The organism is Pseudomonas sp. PLB05 (assembly GCF_021106615.1).
Classification (GTDB): domain Bacteria; phylum Pseudomonadota; class Gammaproteobacteria; order Pseudomonadales; family Pseudomonadaceae; genus Chryseomonas; species Chryseomonas benzopyrenica.
This window is the reverse complement of sequence record NZ_JAJOHO010000001.1, coordinates 636,605-652,118: the sequence shown is the minus strand read 5'-3', so window position 1 is coordinate 652,118 and position 15,514 is coordinate 636,605. Positions and strand designations below refer to the sequence as shown.

Annotated in this window: 16 protein-coding genes; 2 read left to right on the top strand and 14 right to left on the bottom strand. The window is 68.6% G+C overall.

Going from position 1 to position 15,514, the window contains the following annotated elements:
- Positions 1 to 20: 20 nt before the first annotated feature.
- Genes ccmI through ccmA form a run of 9 tightly spaced genes read right to left on the bottom strand, consistent with a single transcriptional unit; the run spans position 21 to position 6,803 of the window.
- Positions 21 to 1,211, bottom strand: coding sequence for a c-type cytochrome biogenesis protein CcmI (gene ccmI / locus LRS53_RS03085; protein WP_231354892.1), 1,191 nt, complete (start codon positions 1,209 to 1,211; stop codon positions 21 to 23).
- Positions 1,211 to 1,660 carry a cytochrome c-type biogenesis protein gene (locus LRS53_RS03080; protein ID WP_017642237.1) on the bottom strand — a complete coding sequence of 150 codons (450 nt, stop codon included), beginning with the start codon at positions 1,658 to 1,660 and terminating at the stop codon, positions 1,211 to 1,213. Before LRS53_RS03080 ends, ccmI begins: the two co-directional genes overlap by 1 nt.
- The gene (locus LRS53_RS03075; protein WP_231354891.1) at positions 1,657 to 2,190 is read right to left on the bottom strand and encodes a DsbE family thiol:disulfide interchange protein; all 534 of its coding nucleotides are present in this window, start codon (positions 2,188 to 2,190) and stop codon (positions 1,657 to 1,659) included. The genes LRS53_RS03080 and LRS53_RS03075 overlap by 4 nt, the downstream gene beginning before the upstream one ends.
- Positions 2,190 to 4,151, bottom strand: a complete 1,962-nt coding sequence (locus tag LRS53_RS03070) for a heme lyase CcmF/NrfE family subunit (protein WP_231354890.1) — start codon at positions 4,149 to 4,151, stop codon at positions 2,190 to 2,192. The genes LRS53_RS03075 and LRS53_RS03070 overlap by 1 nt, the downstream gene beginning before the upstream one ends.
- Positions 4,148 to 4,603, bottom strand: a complete 456-nt coding sequence (gene ccmE / locus LRS53_RS03065) for a cytochrome c maturation protein CcmE (protein ID WP_231354889.1) — start codon at positions 4,601 to 4,603, stop codon at positions 4,148 to 4,150. The genes LRS53_RS03070 and ccmE overlap by 4 nt, the downstream gene beginning before the upstream one ends.
- Complete coding sequence (ccmD, locus tag LRS53_RS03060) at positions 4,600 to 4,776, bottom strand: heme exporter protein CcmD (protein WP_064308939.1); 177 nt, start codon at positions 4,774 to 4,776, stop codon at positions 4,600 to 4,602. Before ccmD ends, ccmE begins: the two co-directional genes overlap by 4 nt.
- Complete coding sequence (locus LRS53_RS03055) at positions 4,773 to 5,519, bottom strand: heme ABC transporter permease (protein ID WP_231354888.1); 747 nt, start codon at positions 5,517 to 5,519, stop codon at positions 4,773 to 4,775. The genes ccmD and LRS53_RS03055 overlap by 4 nt, the downstream gene beginning before the upstream one ends.
- 10 nt (positions 5,520 to 5,529) lie before the next feature.
- Positions 5,530 to 6,201 carry a heme exporter protein CcmB gene (gene ccmB / locus LRS53_RS03050; RefSeq protein WP_231354887.1) on the bottom strand — a complete coding sequence of 224 codons (672 nt, stop codon included), beginning with the start codon at positions 6,199 to 6,201 and terminating at the stop codon, positions 5,530 to 5,532.
- On the bottom strand, positions 6,198 to 6,803 hold the full coding sequence (ccmA, locus tag LRS53_RS03045; RefSeq protein ID WP_231354886.1) for a cytochrome c biogenesis heme-transporting ATPase CcmA: 606 nt from the start codon (positions 6,801 to 6,803) through the stop codon (positions 6,198 to 6,200). Before ccmA ends, ccmB begins: the two co-directional genes overlap by 4 nt.
- A gap of 107 nt (positions 6,804 to 6,910) precedes the next feature.
- Here ccmA and fliK point away from each other — a divergent pair, with 107 nt between their 5' ends.
- Both fliK and LRS53_RS03035 read left to right on the top strand, forming a co-directional pair.
- Positions 6,911 to 8,485 carry a flagellar hook-length control protein FliK gene (gene fliK, locus LRS53_RS03040; protein ID WP_231354885.1) on the top strand — a complete coding sequence of 525 codons (1,575 nt, stop codon included), beginning with the start codon at positions 6,911 to 6,913 and terminating at the stop codon, positions 8,483 to 8,485.
- On the top strand, positions 8,482 to 8,796 hold the full coding sequence (locus LRS53_RS03035) for an EscU/YscU/HrcU family type III secretion system export apparatus switch protein (RefSeq protein ID WP_017642228.1): 315 nt from the start codon (positions 8,482 to 8,484) through the stop codon (positions 8,794 to 8,796). The genes fliK and LRS53_RS03035 overlap by 4 nt, the downstream gene beginning before the upstream one ends.
- Positions 8,797 to 8,910: 114 nt before the next feature.
- Here the strand turns inward: LRS53_RS03035 and mazG are convergent, their stop codons facing one another.
- The 5 genes from mazG to LRS53_RS03010 all read right to left on the bottom strand — a co-directional run bounded on the left by mazG (position 8,911) and on the right by LRS53_RS03010 (position 15,350).
- Positions 8,911 to 9,756, bottom strand: coding sequence for a nucleoside triphosphate pyrophosphohydrolase (gene mazG / locus LRS53_RS03030; RefSeq protein WP_231354884.1), 846 nt, complete (start codon positions 9,754 to 9,756; stop codon positions 8,911 to 8,913).
- Between the two features lie 68 nt (positions 9,757 to 9,824).
- On the bottom strand, positions 9,825 to 12,065 hold the full coding sequence (gene relA / locus LRS53_RS03025) for a GTP diphosphokinase (RefSeq protein ID WP_093252518.1): 2,241 nt from the start codon (positions 12,063 to 12,065) through the stop codon (positions 9,825 to 9,827).
- 63 nt (positions 12,066 to 12,128) lie between these two features.
- Positions 12,129 to 13,493 carry a 23S rRNA (uracil(1939)-C(5))-methyltransferase RlmD gene (gene rlmD, locus LRS53_RS03020; protein WP_231354883.1) on the bottom strand — a complete coding sequence of 455 codons (1,365 nt, stop codon included), beginning with the start codon at positions 13,491 to 13,493 and terminating at the stop codon, positions 12,129 to 12,131.
- Positions 13,480 to 14,379 carry a cysteine synthase CysM gene (cysM, locus tag LRS53_RS03015; RefSeq protein WP_017642224.1) on the bottom strand — a complete coding sequence of 300 codons (900 nt, stop codon included), beginning with the start codon at positions 14,377 to 14,379 and terminating at the stop codon, positions 13,480 to 13,482. Before cysM ends, rlmD begins: the two co-directional genes overlap by 14 nt.
- An 80-nt stretch (positions 14,380 to 14,459) precedes the next feature.
- Complete coding sequence (locus tag LRS53_RS03010; RefSeq protein WP_173148021.1) at positions 14,460 to 15,350, bottom strand: alpha/beta hydrolase; 891 nt, start codon at positions 15,348 to 15,350, stop codon at positions 14,460 to 14,462.
- Between the last annotated feature and the right edge of the window lie 164 nt (positions 15,351 to 15,514).

The following is a 15,514-nucleotide window of genomic DNA, read 5'->3' as shown; positions in this document are numbered from 1 at the left end:
ATTGTCGACATCCTGCGCGATCATGGCGTAATGGCATCGTCGGCTTCCACGCGCAATAGGCTGAACGTACTAGAAGAGCGTTCCAGCGGACGCCCCTCCAGACGCCAGTCCCCCTTGAGCGGATCACCGCTGCGGGCGATGACCACCACCGGTCGCACCTGGCGATAGTCGGATAGCTTGCGCTGGGGCAGCATGGCATCGCCGTCATCCAAGCGCACCCGGCGGGGCAGATCGGCGACCCGCAGCCGCCGTACCGCCAGCGGCGGACCGGGCTGATCCACCGCCAGCGCCAGCACGAAGACACTGTCCTCGGGCCGCACCCGCTGCGCCACCGCGGGCGCCAGACTGACCTCCACCTCCACCTCCAGCCCCGGCATGGTCAGCGCCTGGCCGGCGGCCCGCGCCGCGCGCTCCGCCCGGGCGACCCCCTCGGCCAGGGTGCCGCGCAGGGGATCGGCCGGCGGCAGCACGGCGACCAGGCGCTGCCAGTAGTCCGCCGCATCGGCGTAGGCGCCCCGCTCGTAGGCAGCCATGCCCAGCAGTCCCAGGGTGGTGGGCTCGCCGGGATTGGCGGCCAGGGCTTCGTCGGCCAGCGCCTGGGTGCGGGCATCCAGCGTGCGGCCCGCGGCGAAGAAACGGGCCTGGGCCAGTTGGCCGAGGACCTCCGCCCGCCGGCCATCACGCGAGATGACCTGTTCGAAGGCCGCTACCGCCGCCTGGTAGCGGCCCAGGCCGGCATAGGCACGCGCCAGCAGATACCAGTTGTCGGCCGCCTGGGGTTGCAGTCGCGTCGCCGCTTCCAGATCGGCCAGCAGCGCCTGGGGCGACGCTGGCGGCGTAGCGAGGCGCTGGCTCAGCTGCAGCGCCGGCCAGGCGCCAAGCAGCAGATAGAGCCCCAGGGCCAGGACCGGGCCGCCCAGGGCGACCGCGACACCCAGGCGCCGGCCCTGACGCAGCGGCGAAGAACCCTCGGCAGGACTGTCGGCGAGCAGGCTGCGGCCGGCCTCGGCTTCGGCCAGCGCCAGGGCCTGGGTGTCCAGTTCCCCTCGTGCGGCCCGCACCCGGGCATCGGCCAGGCGTTCCTGATAGAGGGTACGATTGAGCACCGCCCGCTGATCCGCCATGACACGTCCACCGCGCAGCAGCGGCACCAGCAGGATCAGCACCGCCAGGATCAGCAGCAATCCCGCCAGCCCCCAGAAGGTCGGCATCACGGCTCCTCCTCCGCCTGCAGCTGCGCCAGTCGCTGGCGTTCGGCGTCACTCAGCGTCTGCTCTGGGCGGCGGCGCCGCGTCAGGACGAGCAGCAGCCCGGCCCCAGCCAGCAGTGCCAAGCCCGGCAGCAGCCAGAGCAGCAGGGTGCGGCCCTCGAAGGGTGGCCGATAGCGGATGAATTCGCCGTAGCGCTGCTCCAGGTGGGCGATGATCTCCTCATCGCTCCGCCCGGCCGCCATCAGGCGCTGGATCTCGCGGCGCAGATCGCCGGCGATGGGCGCATTGGAATCGGCCAGGTCCTGGTTCTGGCACTTGGGACAGCGCAGTTCTCGGGTCAGCGCCTGGAAGCGCGCGCGTTCGGCGTCGTCGCGAAAGCCATAGGGGTCGATGGCCGCCTGGCTCAGGGTCGACCAGACCAGCAACAGCAGCAGCCAGCCGACCCTCATGGCGTCGCCACCAGGGCTCGGTAGCGCGGCCCGAGGTCTGCGTCCCAGACGCGCTGATCGACCACCCCGACATGGCGATAGCGCACCACGCCGCGGGCATCGATGAGAAAGGTCTCGGGCGCGCCATAGACACCCAGGTCCAGGCCCAGCCGGCCTTCGTCGTCGCGGATATCGAGCTGGTAGGGATTGTGGAATTCCGCCAGCCAGCGCCGAGCGCTGGCATTGTCGTCCTTGTAGTTGATGCCGTGGATCACCACGCCCTCGGCCTTGAGTCGAGTGAGCACCGGGTGCTCTTCCCGGCAGGCCACGCACCAGGTGCCCCAGACATTGACCAGCGCCGGGCGGCCGAGCAGATCCTGCCGGGTGAACAGTCGCTCATCCTGCACGCCCGGCAAGGAAAACGCCGGAAAGGGCTGGCCGACCAGCGCCGAAGGCAGCGCCTGGGGATCACGATGGAGCCCGCGAAAGAGCAAGCCGGCCAGCACCAGAAAGGCCAGCAGTGGCAGGCAGAGCAACAGGCGACGGCGCATCAGGCGGACTCCGTGGCAGCGACAGGGGAAGACGAGCGCCGGCGGCGATAGCGCGGATCGGCCAAGGCCAGCAGGCCACCCAAGGCGGTGAACAGGCCGCCGAGCCAGATCAGCCGGACGAAGGGCTTGATCTGCAGGCGCACGGCCCAGGCGCCCTCCCCAAGCGGCTCGCCGAGGGCCACATAGAGATCGCGGGTCAGGCCAGCATCGATGGCCGCTTCGGTCATGACCGCGCCACTGGCCAGATAGCGGCGCTTCTCCGGGGTCAGCAGGGCGATCACCCGCCCCTCATGCTCGACCTGCAGCAGCGCACGCTCGGCGGTGAAGTTCGGCCCTTGGTAATGCTGGGTCCCGGCGAAGCCGAAGCGATAGCCCTGCAGCTCGACATGCTCGCCCGGCGCCAGGCGCAGATCGCGTTGCACATCCAGCTGGCTGGCCAGCACCACGCCCAGGGCCAGCACCGCCAGGCCCAGGTGCGCCAAGTGCATGCCCCAGTAGCTGCGCGGCTGGCTGCGCAGGCCACGGCGCCAGCCCAGCGCCAGCACCTTGCCCAGCACATCGCGCAGCGCGGTCAGCAGGATCCAGGCCGCCAGCGCCAGCACCGCCAGGATCCCCGCCCTGGGCTGGTCCAGCCACCAACCGGCGAGTCCGGCGAGCACGGCGCAAGCCAGCAGGATGGGCGCCAGCAGGCGGGCCAGCCAGCGTCCCGGGCTGCTTTTCCAGCGCACCAGCACCCCGACGCCCAGCGCCAGCATCAGCAGCGCCATCAGCGGCACGAACAGCAGGTCGAAATAGGGCGGCCCCACCGACAGCTTGGCACCCGTCAGGCTGTCGATGATCAGCGGATAGAGGGTGCCGAGCAGTACCATGGCCGCGGCGGTCACCAGGATCAGGTTGTTGATCAACAGCAAGGCCTCCCGGGAGGCCAGGCCAAAGGACGCCGAGCCGCCGAGCGCCGGTGCACGCCAGGCGAACAGCGCCAGGGAGCCGCCGACCACCAGCAGCAGGAAGGCCAGGATGAAGACGCCGCGAGTGGGATCGCTGGCGAAGGCATGGACCGAGGTCAGCACCCCCGAGCGCACCAGAAAGGTCCCCAGCAGGCTGAGGGAAAAGGCAGCGATGGCCAGGAGCACCGTCCAGCCCTTGAACAGGCCGCGCTTCTCGGTCACCGCCAGGGAATGCAGGAGCGCCGTGCCCACCAGCCAAGGCATGAAGGAGGCGTTTTCCACCGGATCCCAGAACCACCAGCCCCCCCAGCCCAGTTCGTAATAGGCCCACCAGGAGCCCAACACGATGCCGCAGCCGAGAAAGGCCCAGGCCAGCAGCGTCCAGGGCCGGGCCCAGCGCGCCCAGGCAGCGTCCAGCCGACCTTCCAGCAGCGCTGCCACGGCGAAGGCGAAGGCCACCGAAAAGCCCACATAACCCATGTAGAGCAGGGGCGGATGCAGGATGAGCCCCGGATCCTGCAGCAGCGGATTGAGATCGTTGCCCTCCCGCGGAAATTGCGGCAGCAGGCGCGCGAAGGGGTTGGAGGTGGCCACCAGGAAGGTCAGGAATCCCGTAGCCACCAGCCCGAGGATACCCAGCACCCGCGCCAGCAGGGCCTGGGGCAAGGACCGCGAACAGCACGCCACCGCCAGACTCCAGCCCGCCAGGATCAGCGCCCAGAGCAGCAGTGAGCCCTCGTGGGCGCCCCAGGTGGCGCTGACCTTGTAGTACCAGGGCAGGCGACTGTTGGAGTTGGCCGCCACATAGGCCACCGAGAAGTCGTCCTGGATAAAGGCCCAGATCAGGCCCGCAAAGGCCAGCGCCAGGAACAGCCACTGGCCAAAGGCGGCCGGGCGCGCCAGCCGCATCCAGTCGACCTGACCGCGCCAGGCGCCCAGCAGCGGCAAGGTGCCCTGCACCAGGGCCATGGCCAGCGCCAGCAGCAGACAGAGTTGCCCCAGTTCCGGGATCATGGCGCCGGCCTCGCGCCGTCCAGTGGCCGTCCGGCCTGGCGCAGCGCCTGGCTCACTTCGGGGGGCATGTACTTCTCGTCGTGCTTGGCGAGGATCTGGTCGGCCACCAGGCGACCCTGGTCGTCGAGTCGGCCCAGGGCCACCACGCCCTGACCTTCGCGGAACAGATCCGGCAGGATGCCGGCATAGCTCACCCGCACCTCGCTCTGGAAGTCGGTGATGACGAAGCTCACCGCGAGGGAATCCGCGGCGCGCACCAGGCTGCCCTGCTCCACCATGCCGCCGGCACGGATGCGGGTGTCCCGCGGTGCCTCACCCTGGGCGATCTGGCTCGGGGTATAGAAGAGGTTGATGTTCTGCTGCAGGGCGCTGAGGGCCAGCGCCACCGCGCCCCCCACCCCCAGCAACAGCAGCAGGATCCACAGCAGCCGGCGACGACGAAGCGGATTCATGGCCGCCGCTCCCGTAGCCAGCGCTGGCGCAGTTCCCGCTGCAGCCGGCGACGCGCCCGCCAGCCGTGCAGCAGCAGGCCGCCGAGGATGACCAGGGTCAGGCCGAAGGCCGGCCAGACATAGAGGCCATGACGCCCCATGCCAAGGGTTTGCGCCCAGTCCACGCCGCTCACGCGCCCTCCTCGCCCAGTTCCAGGCGTACCCAGCGACTGCGCCATTCGCGCCTGAGCACCTCCAGGCGCATGCGCTGCAGCAACACGCCGGCAAAGAACAGATAGAACGCCAGCACCATCACCAGCAGCGGCAGCCACATGGCCGCGGGCATCGGTGGACGCTCCACCAGGCTGAAGGTGGCCGGCTGATGCAGGGTGCTCCACCACTCCACCGAATACTTGATGATCGGCAAATTGACCGAGCCCACCAGCGCCAGGATGGCGCAGGCCCGGGCGGCGCTCTCGCGATGGTCGATGGCCTGCCCCAGGGCGATCACGCCCAGATAGAGAAACAGCAGCACCAGCATCGAGGTGAGCCGGGCGTCCCAGATCCACCAGGTGCCCCAGGTGGGAATGCCCCACAGCGACCCGGTAGCCAGGGCGATCACCGTCATCCAGGCGCCGATCGGCGCGGCAGCGCGCAGGGCCACGTCGGCCAGTTTGAGGCGCCAGACCAGGCCGACGGCTCCGGTGACCGCCAGCAGCAGATAGCAGGACTGCGCCAGAAAGGCGGCCGGCACATGCACATAGAGGATGCGAAAGCTGTCGCCCTGCTGGTAGTCCGGCGGCGCCAGGAACAGCCCCCACACGAGACCGACGGCCAGCAGCAGTCCGGCTAGCGCCAGGCAGGGCCGCTGCAGCCGACCGGCCAGGCGATAGAAGATGGCGGGAGAGCCCAGGCGGTGCAGCCAGGTCCAGTTCATGTCGTCCTCGTCATTGGGCCGCGCCGATGCGCAAGCCGGCGGCGACCGCCAGGGGCGCCAGGGTCAGGGCCAGCAGGGTCAGGCAGCCCAACCAGAGCAGCAAGCCGGTCACCGGCAGACCCAGGCGCGCCGCGTCCAGGGTGCTGGCGCCCAGGATCAGCACCGGGATCTGCAGCGGCAGGTTGAGCAGCGCCAGCAGCAGCCCGCCACGAGCCAGGCCCACGGTCAGGGCCGCGCCGATGGCGCCGATCAGCGTGAGGGCCAGACTGCCCAGGGTCAGGGCCGCCAGGGTCGCTGGCAGGGCCGCGGCGGGCAGCCCCAGCATCAGCGCCAGCAGCGGCGTCAGGGCCACCAGGCCAAGGCCGGCGAAGCACCAGTGCACCAGCAGCTTGAGCAGTACCAGCAGCGGCAAGGGCTGGGGCGCCAGCAGCCAGAGTTCCAGGGAGCCGTCCTGCCATTCGCTGCGAAACAAGGCCTCCTGGCCCAGCAGCAAGGCCAGCAGCAAGGCGATCCACAGCAGTCCCGGCGCCAGGGCGGCCAGCTGCTGGCTATCGGGACCCAGCGCCAGGGGAAACAGGGTCACCACCAGGGCATGAAAGGCCAGGGGCGTGAGCCACAGCGCCGGACGGCGACAGGCCAGGCGCCCTTCGCGCCCGAGGATAGCCAGCCAGGCGCCGCTCATCGGCCACCGTCCAGCCAGAGCAGGCGATGCCCATCGGGCAGGACCTCCAGCTCGCGATGACTGGTCAGCACCAGGGCGCCACCCGCGGCACAATGCGCGCGCAAGCGCTCTTCCAGCTGGGTGCAGCTGGCGGCGTCGAGGGCGGTGAAGGGTTCGTCCAGCAACCAGAGTCGCGGCGGCGCGGGCAGGTGGAGACGGGCCAGGGCGACGCGGCGGCGCTGACCGGCCGAGAGCTGCCTGCAGGGCTCATCCGCCCAGTCGGCCAGACCCAGCGCCGCGAGGGCAGCCAGGCAGGCAGCCGGCGTGGTCGGGCGCCAGAGGTTGGCCAGGCTGTAGAGATTTTCCAGCACGGTCAGCCCCTCGGCGATTCCAGGCGCATGACCCAGCCAGAGCAGTTCTGCCGCCGCGGGTCGGCGCACCTCGCCCGCATCCGCCGGCAGCAGTCCCGCCAGGATGCGCAGCAGGCTGGTCTTGCCGCTGCCGTTGACGCCACCGATCTGCAGCGACTCGCCTGCCGCCAGGCCCAGGCTCAGATCGTCGAACAGCAGGCGACCGCCCCGTTCGCAACGGAGCGCGACGGCGTCGAGCAGGGGCTGATTCAAGACAGGCGATCTCACGGCACTAAAGTCGGTCGGGCGCTGGCCGTTAACCCGGCACACGCCCTTGAAGGCGCGCCATTATACACAGGCGATTCCACCGGACCTGCCCGATGACCCCCATCTCCGCGATCCCACCCAGCGTCGGCGTCACGCCCGCCCTGCCCGTCCGGGCCGCGGCGGCGCAGGCGTCGGATGCCGGCGCGCAGATCCTGCAGGCCCTGCAATCCCTCGATGACCTGATACCGCCCGGCAGCACGGCCACCGCCGAGGTGCTCGCCACCCGGCCAGCCGGCCAGAATTTCCAGTTCCTGCTGCAGCTGCAGCTGGCCCAGGGCGGCAGCGTCCTGCTCACCACCCAGAGTCCGACCAATAACCTGCCGGTGGGCAGCCAGCTGCTGGTCAGTACCCTGGGCTCCACCCAGCTGGCGGTGCTGCTGCAGAGCCTGGAAGGCGACGCCCCGCCACCACCGCTGCAGCAACTGGACCTGCGCCAGCTGCCGGTGGGGACCACCCTGCAGTTACGGGTGCTGAGCAGCCTGCTGCAACAGCAGCCCGGCGCAGCACCCACCTACGAGGTGATCGCCAAGGCCCTGAGCTCCAACCTCGAAGGCCGCCAGCTCAAGCTGGAATCGCCCCGTCCGGTACCGGTGGGCAGCCTGCTGACAGTGGTGATCAAGGACCGCCAGGAAGTCACGGTGCTGCCCATGGCGCAGCGCCTCGACCAGCTCGACATCGACCGCCAGCTACAGGGCCAGGGCCAACGCCAGCTGTCGATGAACGCCCTGCTGCAATGGCTGGAGGACGTCCCCGAGGCGGAGCTGCCACCGTCGGTGGGGGCCGCGCTCAAGGCGCTGCTGGCCAATCTGGAGCACACCGAGGCGCTCACCACCGCCCAGGGCTGGACCCGCGCCCTGGCCCGTAGCGGCCTGCAACTGGAGCAGCAACTGCTGGAGCGCGGCGGTCCCGATCTCCAGGAAGACTTCAAGGCCAACCTGCTACGCCTGGTGGATCGACTGCTGGCCAGCGTACCGGGCGATGCCCTGCGCAATCCCCAGGTCGCGGCCCAGGCCGCCCAGCAGAATCTCCCCGACGCCCTGCGCCGGGCCCTGGGCGGCGCCGCCACCGCCAGTCGCCAACCCACCGCCCTGGACTTTCCCCTGGGCGAACGCGACGGTCGCGGCCTCAGCGCCGCCAACGCCGAACTCGACGAATTGCTGCAACTGGCCACCGGCGTCATCGCCCGCCTGCAGACCCACCAGCTCGCCAGCCTGGCCCAGACCCAGGTCCTGCCAGACGGCTACTACCTCTCCACCTGGCAGACCGAGATTCCCTGGCGCGATGGCGAGCGCCTCGGCGCGGTGCAGGTGCGCTTCCAGGAGGAACGACCGCCGCCGGATACCCGCGGCGAAGCCCGCGACAGCCTGTGGAAGGTGGAACTGGCCTTCGACCTGGCACCGCTCGGCCCGCTGCAGGTACGGGCACAGCTGGCCAGCGGCCGGCTGTCGAGCGAGTTCTGGGCGGAAAAAGGCGCCACCGCGACGCTGATCGATACCGAATTGCCCCATCTGCGCGACCGCCTGCTGGCCGCCGGCTTCGTGGTTGGCGACCTCAGCAGCCGCCAGGGCCGCCCTGCGCGCCATCCGCGCACCTCTCTCGAACAACGTTGGATCGACGATACCGCATGAGCACGTCCGCCCCCCGCCAGGCCATCGCGCTGTCCTATGACGGCAGCAGTGCACCCATCCTGTCCGCCAAGGGCGACGCCGAACTGGCCGAACTCATCCTGGCCACGGCCCGCGAGCACGAGGTGCCCATCTACGAGAACGCCGACCTGGTGCGCATCCTGGCACGCCTGGAACTGGGCGCGGAAATTCCCGAGGCGCTCTATCGTACCCTGGCGGAAATCATCGCCTTCGCCTGGCACCTCAAGGGCAAGTGCCCGGCACACCTGGCCGACCAACCGGACCTGTCCTACGGCTGGGAGCGGATGCCGTAGGTTGCGGTTGAGCGCAGCGAAGTCCAACAGCCGGGCTTGGACGACACGTCGGAACCCGTCCAGATCTCGGCAGCGTTGGGCTTCGCTATGCTCAGCACCAACCTGCGCCCGGTTTCAGCGACCCTGCAACGAATGCCCGACGACGCCCTTCTCTTCCACCTTGGCGGCGTCCCAGAACGCGTCCATCTCCTCCAGGCTGGCTTCCTGCGGCGTGCGTCCCTGGGCTTTCAGCGCCTCTTCTATATAGCGAAAGCGTCGCTCGAACTTGGCGTTAGCCTGGCGCAGGGCGTCTTCCGCATCGACCTGCAGGTGGCGCGCCAGGTTGACCATGACGAACAGCAGATCGCCCACCTCTTCCGCCACCTGGGTGGCCTGGCCGTTGGCCATGGCCTCGCGTACCTCGTCCAGTTCCTCCTGGATCTTGGCCACCACCGGCGTGGCATCGGCCCAGTCGAAGCCGACATTGGCGGCGCGCTTCTGCAGCTTGGCCGCCCGACTCAGGGCCGGCAGCGCGGCCGGAACGTCATCCAGCAGCGACAGCTGCTCGGGCGCCGCGGCCTTCTCCGCACGCTCCTCGGCCTTGATCTCTTCCCAGCGCCGCTTGATGGTCGCCTCGTCCAGCCGTGGCAAGTCCAGGGGGCCATGCAGGTCGCCATCGGGAAAGACATGGGGATGACGCCGCACCAGCTTGCGGATGATGCCATCCACCACCTGGGCAAAGTCGAAATGGCCATCCTCACGCCCCAACTGGCTGTAGTAGACGACCTGGAACAGCAGATCGCCCAACTCGTCGCGCAGCTGGGGAAAATCCCGCTTGGCGATGGCGTCGGCGACCTCGTAGGCCTCTTCCAGGGTGTGGGGCACGATGCTGGCGTAGTCCTGGCGCAAATCCCAGGGGCAGCCGTGCCGGGGATCGCGCAACCGGGCCATGAGGTGCAGCAGGTCGTCGAGCTGGTACATGAGTGAATCCTGTCGCTGGAAAAAGCACGAGGCGCCAGAGGCGCCTCGTGGGGTCGTCGTCACACCGCTCAGGCGGTGCGATTACGCCGGGCTTCGATGATATTGGGCAGCTGGGAAATGCGCCCGAGCAGGCGGCCGAGGGCGTCCAGGCCGGGGATCTCGATGGTCAGCAGCATGTTGGCGGTGTTTTCCTCGCGATTGGAGCGGGTGTTCACCGCCAGCACGTTGATCCGCTCGTTGAGCAGGATCTGCGAGACGTCGCGCAGCAGACCGGAGCGGTCGAAGGCCTTGATCACGATATCGACCGGATAGGTCTGCACCGGCACCGGGCCCCAGCTCACCTGGATGGTCCGCTCCGGCTCGCGACTGGCCAGCTGTAGGGCATTGGCGCAATCCTGCCGGTGGATGGTCACGCCGCGGCCGAGGGTGATGTAGCCGACGATGGCATCACCCGGTACCGGCTGGCAGCACCCAGCGATCTGGGTCAGCAGATTGCCCACCCCCTGGATCTGTACATCGCCGCGCTTGCCCGGCTTGTTGGTGGGCTTGCGCGGGAGGAGATCGAGGGTATCGAGGCCCTTGTCCGGCTCCACCAGCTGCTGGGCGGCATGCATCACATGGGCCAGGCGCAGATCGCCAGCGCCCAGGGCCGCGAGCATGTCCTCGGCGCCCTTGTAGTTGACCTTCTCGGCCAGGGTGTTGAAGTCCACCGGCGGCAACGCCAGGCGTGACAGCTCGCGCTCGACCATGGCCTTGCCGGCAGCGACGTTCTGGTCGCGCGCCTGGAACTTGAACCAGTGGACGATCTTGGCCCGGGCCCGCGAGGTATTGACGTAGCCGAGGTTGGGGTTGAGCCAGTCGCGACTGGGCGAACCCTGCTTGCCGGTGATGATCTCCACCTGCTCGCCGGTCTGCAGCTGGTAGTTCAGCGGCACGATACGGCCGTTGATCTTGGCGCCGCGGCAGTTGTGGCCGATCTCGGTGTGCACCCGATAGGCGAAGTCCAGCGGCGTCGCGCCCTTGGGCAGGTCGATGGCGTGGCCGTCGGGGGTGAAGACGTAGACCCGGTCCGGCTCGATGTCGACCCGCAGCTGATCGGCCAGGCCGCCGATGTCGCCCAGCTCCTCGTGCCATTCCAGCACCTGGCGCAGCCAGGAGATCTTTTCTTCGTAGTGGTTGGAGGCCGATTTGACGTCGGTCCCCTTGTAGCGCCAGTGCGCGCAGACCCCCAGCTCCGCCTCTTCGTGCATGGCGTGGGTACGGATCTGCACCTCCAGCACCTTGCCTTCCGGGCCGATCACCGCGGTATGCAGGGAACGGTAGCCGTTCTCCTTGGGATTGGCGATATAGTCGTCGAACTCGCGGGGAATGTGCCGCCAGAGGGTATGCACGATACCCAGCGCCGTATAGCAGTCACGCATCTCGGGCACCAGTACCCGCACCGCCCGCACGTCGTAGATCTGGCTGAACTCCAGACCCTTGCGCTGCATCTTCCGCCAGATGGAATAGATGTGCTTGGCCCGACCGCTGAGGTCGGACTTGATGCCGGTGGCGGTGAGTTCGTCCCGCAGCTGCTGCATGACGTCGGCGATGTACTGCTCGCGATCCAGCCGCCGCTCATGCAGCAGGGTCGCGATCTGCTTGTACTGCTGCGGCTCCAGATAGCGGAAGGACAGGTCCTCCAGCTCCCACTTGATATGGCCGATGCCTAGGCGATGAGCCAGGGGCGCATAGATGTCGGCCACCTCGCGGGCCACCCGGTTGCGGCGCTCTTCGGTGGCGTTCTTGACCGCGCGGATGGCACAGGTGCGCTCGGCCAGCTTGATCAGGGCCACGCGGACGTCGTCGACCATGGCCACCAGCATGCGCCGGAGGTTGTCGACCTGGGTCTGGCTGCCCAGCACCATGGACTTGCGCGGATTGAGACTCTCGCTGATCGCCGCCATGCGCAGCACGCCTTCGATCAGCTTGGCCACCACCGGGCCGAAATGCTCGGTCGCCGATTCCAGGGTCGCCTTGCCCTCGCGCACCGCTCGATAGACGATGGCCGCGATCAGGCTGTCCTGATCCAGCTTGAGGTCGGCCAGGATCTCGGCCATCTCCAGCCCGGTGTGGAAGCTGGAGGTACCCTCCGCCCAGGTGTGCTCGACCTGACCGGAATTCTCTTCCGCCGTGCGGGCGAAGCCGCAGGCATCCAGCAAGGCCTCGCGATCGAGATTCGGATCCACGCTCTGGATATGATCCAGCCAGGCGTGGAGGTTGATGCTGCCATCGACGTTGACTGGCTGATGCGCTCTGACCTGTACCATCTACCCCTTCCTCACGGCGTAGCCTTCTCGCCGGATTGGCTCGCATCGGTTGGCGAGCCGTCGTTACCCGGGCATCCTGCCCGCTTCGAACAGCACCATGGCTTCCACATGGGCGGTCTGCGGGAACATGTCGAGAATGCCCGCCCTTGTCATGCGATAGCCCTGTCGGACTAGCTCTCCCGCATCCCGCGCCAGGGTGGCCGGATTGCAGGAAACATAGACCAGTCGCCCGATGCCGAGCCCCCGGAGCTGCCGGACCACCTCCAGCGCACCGTCGCGCGGCGGATCCAGCAAGGCCAGCGAATGGCTGCCCAGATCGGCGGGTAGCGGGTTCGACAGGTCCACCTGTAGAAAGTGCGCGTTGCCGATGCCGTTGTCACGCGCATTTTGTATTGCCCGGGATGTCATCGCCGCGACCCCTTCGATCCCGGTGACCGCCGCTGCCTGCCGCGCCAATGGCAGGGCGAAATTGCCCAGGCCGGAGAACAGATCGAGCACCCGGTCGCCAGCGGTGGGCGCCAGCCAGTCCAGCGCCTGGGCGACCATGGCCTCGTTGATGGCGGCGTTGACCTGGACGAAATCGCCCGGCTGATAGGCCAGCGTCAGGTCCCAGGGCGCCAATCGATAGCCCAGCCTGGCGTCGACCTGATCCGGCTGCGGCTCGCCCTTGCCCTGCCACCAGAGCTGGACGCCAGCGGCCGCGCAGAAGTCGCGCAGACGGGCCTGGTCGTCTGGCAGCAGCGCCTGGGTATGGCGCACCAGCAGGGCCGTGGCCGTACCCTGGAAGAGTTCGACATGACCGATCGCCTGGGGGCGCTCCAGCCCGCTCAGCACGTCAGGTAGCGCCCGCAGCAGCGGCTGCAGTTCCGGGACCAGTACCAGGCAGTCGTCGGGGGTGACGATGTCCTGGCTGGCCTCGGCGCGAAAACCCACCTCCAGGCGCCCTTGGCGTTCGTCCCAGCGCACCGCGACGCGGGCGCGCCGGCGATAGCCGAACTCGGGACCGACCATGGGCGCGGCCCAGGCCAGCGGCTGCACCCCGGCCAGCCGGCGGAATTGCTCGGCGAGGGCGTCCTGCTTGAGGGTCAGTTGATCGGCATGGGGCAGGTGCTGCAGGGTGCAACCACCGCAGCGGTCGGCCACGCTGCAGGGCGGTGTGCGCCGCAGCGGATTGGCTTCCAGCACCCTGAGGGTACGGGCCTCGACCACCTGGCTGCGAGCACCGAGCACCCGCGCCTCGACCTGCTCGCCCGGCAGGGCACCGGCGACGAACCAGGTCCGCCCGCCTTCGCGGGCGACGCCGCGGCCGTCATGGGACAGCCGCTCGATGGTCAGCAGCTGCCGCTTGCCGGTCGGCACCGCCGCCGCCCGGGCGCCACCGGCGGGTTGGAAGCGCAGCCCGCCGCCGCCTCGCTTAGCGCGGGTCATAGACGCCGGTCGACAGGTAGCGATCGCCTCGGTCACAGATGATCGCGACGATCACCGCGTTGTCCACTTCCCGGGCGATGCGCAGGGCGCCCGCCACCGAACCGCCGGACGACACACCGCAGAAGATGCCTTCTTCCCGGGCCAGGCGGCGCATGGTGTCCTCGGCTTCCTGCTGGCCCATGTCGATGATGCGATCCACGCGACTGGATTCGTAGATCTTCGGCAGGTAGGCCTCCGGCCAGCGGCGGATACCGGGAATGGCCGCGCCCTCCTCCGGTTGCAGACCCACGATCTGCACCTTGGGATTCTGCTCCTTGAGGTAGCGCGAGGTACCCATGATGGTCCCGGTGGTCCCCATGGAACTGACGAAATGGGTGATGCTGCCGTGGGTCTGGCGCCAGATTTCCGGACCGGTGCCCAGGTAGTGGGCGACCGGGTTGTCGCCATTGCCGAACTGGTCGAGCACCTTGCCGCGGCCCTCGGCCTGCATGCGGGTGGCCAGATCCCGCGCGCCTTCCATGCCCTCTTCCTTGCTGACCAGGATCAGCTCGGCGCCGTAGGCGGTCATGGCCGCCTTGCGTTCGGCGCTGGAATTGTCGGGCATGATCAGGATCATGCGATAGCCCATGATCGCGGCGGCCATGGCCAGGGCGATCCCGGTGTTGCCGGAGGTGGCCTCGATCAGGGTATCCCCGGGCAGGATGTCGCCACGGGCCTCGGCCTGGCGGATCATCGACAGCGCCGGGCGGTCCTTGACCGAACCCGCCGGGTTGTTGCCTTCCAGCTTGAGCAGCACGGTACTGCGGGTGTCGCCGGCCAGGCGCTGCAGGCGCACCAGCGGCGTGTTACCGATGCAATCGGCGATGGTGGGATAGTGCAGACTCATGAATCAGCTCGTTCCGCCAGGGGTGAAAGCCTTCCATGATACTCCCAAAGCACCGCTGACCCTACCCATCCGGCGCCTGGCTAAGGCCGCGGCGTGGCGGCACCGTCGCTGGCCACCTCCAGGGCGGCGGGCAGGCTCAGCGACAGGATGCCCTCCGGCCCCAGGTTGGGCCGCACCTGAGGCGTCACCTGCAGCCCCGGCAGCCCGGCCAGCCGTTCGGCCAGCCGCTTGGCGGCCTCGGGCGCGACCTTGCGGGTGAGATCCTCGGTACCGGAATACAGCCACAGCTGCACCGGACGGGCACCCCCCACGCCCTGGAATTCCTGCGCCCGCTTGAGGATGAAACCCTGCTGCCAGCCAAAGGCGACATCGCTCGCCACATAGCGCTGGAAAGCCTGGGGCTGCCGATAAAGGGTATCGAGCACGAACAGCCCACCGTAGCCATGGCCCCAGAGGGTCTGGCGGTTGGGGTCCACCGGTACGCTCTGGGTCAGCAGCGGCTTGATGCGCTGTTCGATCAGATCGAGAAACGCCCGCGAGCCCCCCGCCGGCCAGTCCTTGCGCACGTCGTCATGATTGCGCCCACTGCCGATCGCCGGGGTGTAGTCGTAGGTGCGTTCCTGCATGGCGTCCGCGGCATCGGCGTACCCGATGGCCACCAGCACCGGCGGACTCTTCAGTTTATGGGGGGACAGCCAGACATCCTGCAGCTGTGCCAGGGCGGCATCGCCATCGAGCAGAAAGAGCGCGGGATAGCCCATCATCGGCGCCGGTTGCTTGGGGATGCCGATATAGACCCGATAGCGGCGCTTGCCATCCGCCGAGTCGAGCAGGTGCGTCTCGAAGCTGTAGTACATCGACCCCCGCTCCACCAGGGTGGTCTTCTTGGGCTCTTGCGCCTGGGTCGGCACCATCCAGCCGGTCCCCAGCAACAGGGCACCCGCTAGCATCAGACTGCAACTCTTCTTCAAAGGATCTCCTCGAACGCAACCGTACCGGAACGACCGGCAGTCCCTACCAGACCGCCGACGGGGTCAATGGTTGTGCACCTCGGCCAGAAGCCGTGGCAGCCTTCGCGGATTTTCTCGAATCAGCGCGCCAAGGGGTGCGACCCCTTTCGCAAAGACTCTCTTTA

Bases quoted from the DNA above. Each gene is read 5' to 3' on its own strand.
- ccmI (WP_231354892.1), bottom strand. From the start codon at position 1,211: ATGCCGACCTTCTGGGGGCTGGCGGGATTGCTGCTGATCCTGGCGGTG.
- LRS53_RS03080 (WP_017642237.1), bottom strand. From the start codon at position 1,660: ATGAGGGTCGGCTGGCTGCTGCTGTTGCTGGTCTGGTCGACCCTGAGC.
- LRS53_RS03075 (WP_231354891.1), bottom strand. From the start codon at position 2,190: ATGCGCCGTCGCCTGTTGCTCTGCCTGCCACTGCTGGCCTTTCTGGTG.
- LRS53_RS03070 (WP_231354890.1), bottom strand. From the start codon at position 4,151: ATGATCCCGGAACTGGGGCAACTCTGTCTGCTGCTGGCGCTGGCCATG.
- ccmE (WP_231354889.1), bottom strand. From the start codon at position 4,603: ATGAATCCGCTTCGTCGTCGCCGGCTGCTGTGGATCCTGCTGCTGTTG.
- LRS53_RS03055 (WP_231354888.1), bottom strand. From the start codon at position 5,519: ATGAACTGGACCTGGCTGCACCGCCTGGGCTCTCCCGCCATCTTCTAT.
- ccmB (WP_231354887.1), bottom strand. From the start codon at position 6,201: ATGAGCGGCGCCTGGCTGGCTATCCTCGGGCGCGAAGGGCGCCTGGCC.
- fliK (WP_231354885.1), top strand. From the start codon at position 6,911: ATGACCCCCATCTCCGCGATCCCACCCAGCGTCGGCGTCACGCCCGCC.
- LRS53_RS03035 (WP_017642228.1), top strand. From the start codon at position 8,482: ATGAGCACGTCCGCCCCCCGCCAGGCCATCGCGCTGTCCTATGACGGC.
- mazG (WP_231354884.1), bottom strand. From the start codon at position 9,756: ATGTACCAGCTCGACGACCTGCTGCACCTCATGGCCCGGTTGCGCGAT.
- relA (WP_093252518.1), bottom strand. From the start codon at position 12,065: ATGGTACAGGTCAGAGCGCATCAGCCAGTCAACGTCGATGGCAGCATC.
- rlmD (WP_231354883.1), bottom strand. From the start codon at position 13,493: ATGACCCGCGCTAAGCGAGGCGGCGGCGGGCTGCGCTTCCAACCCGCC.
- cysM (WP_017642224.1), bottom strand. From the start codon at position 14,379: ATGAGTCTGCACTATCCCACCATCGCCGATTGCATCGGTAACACGCCG.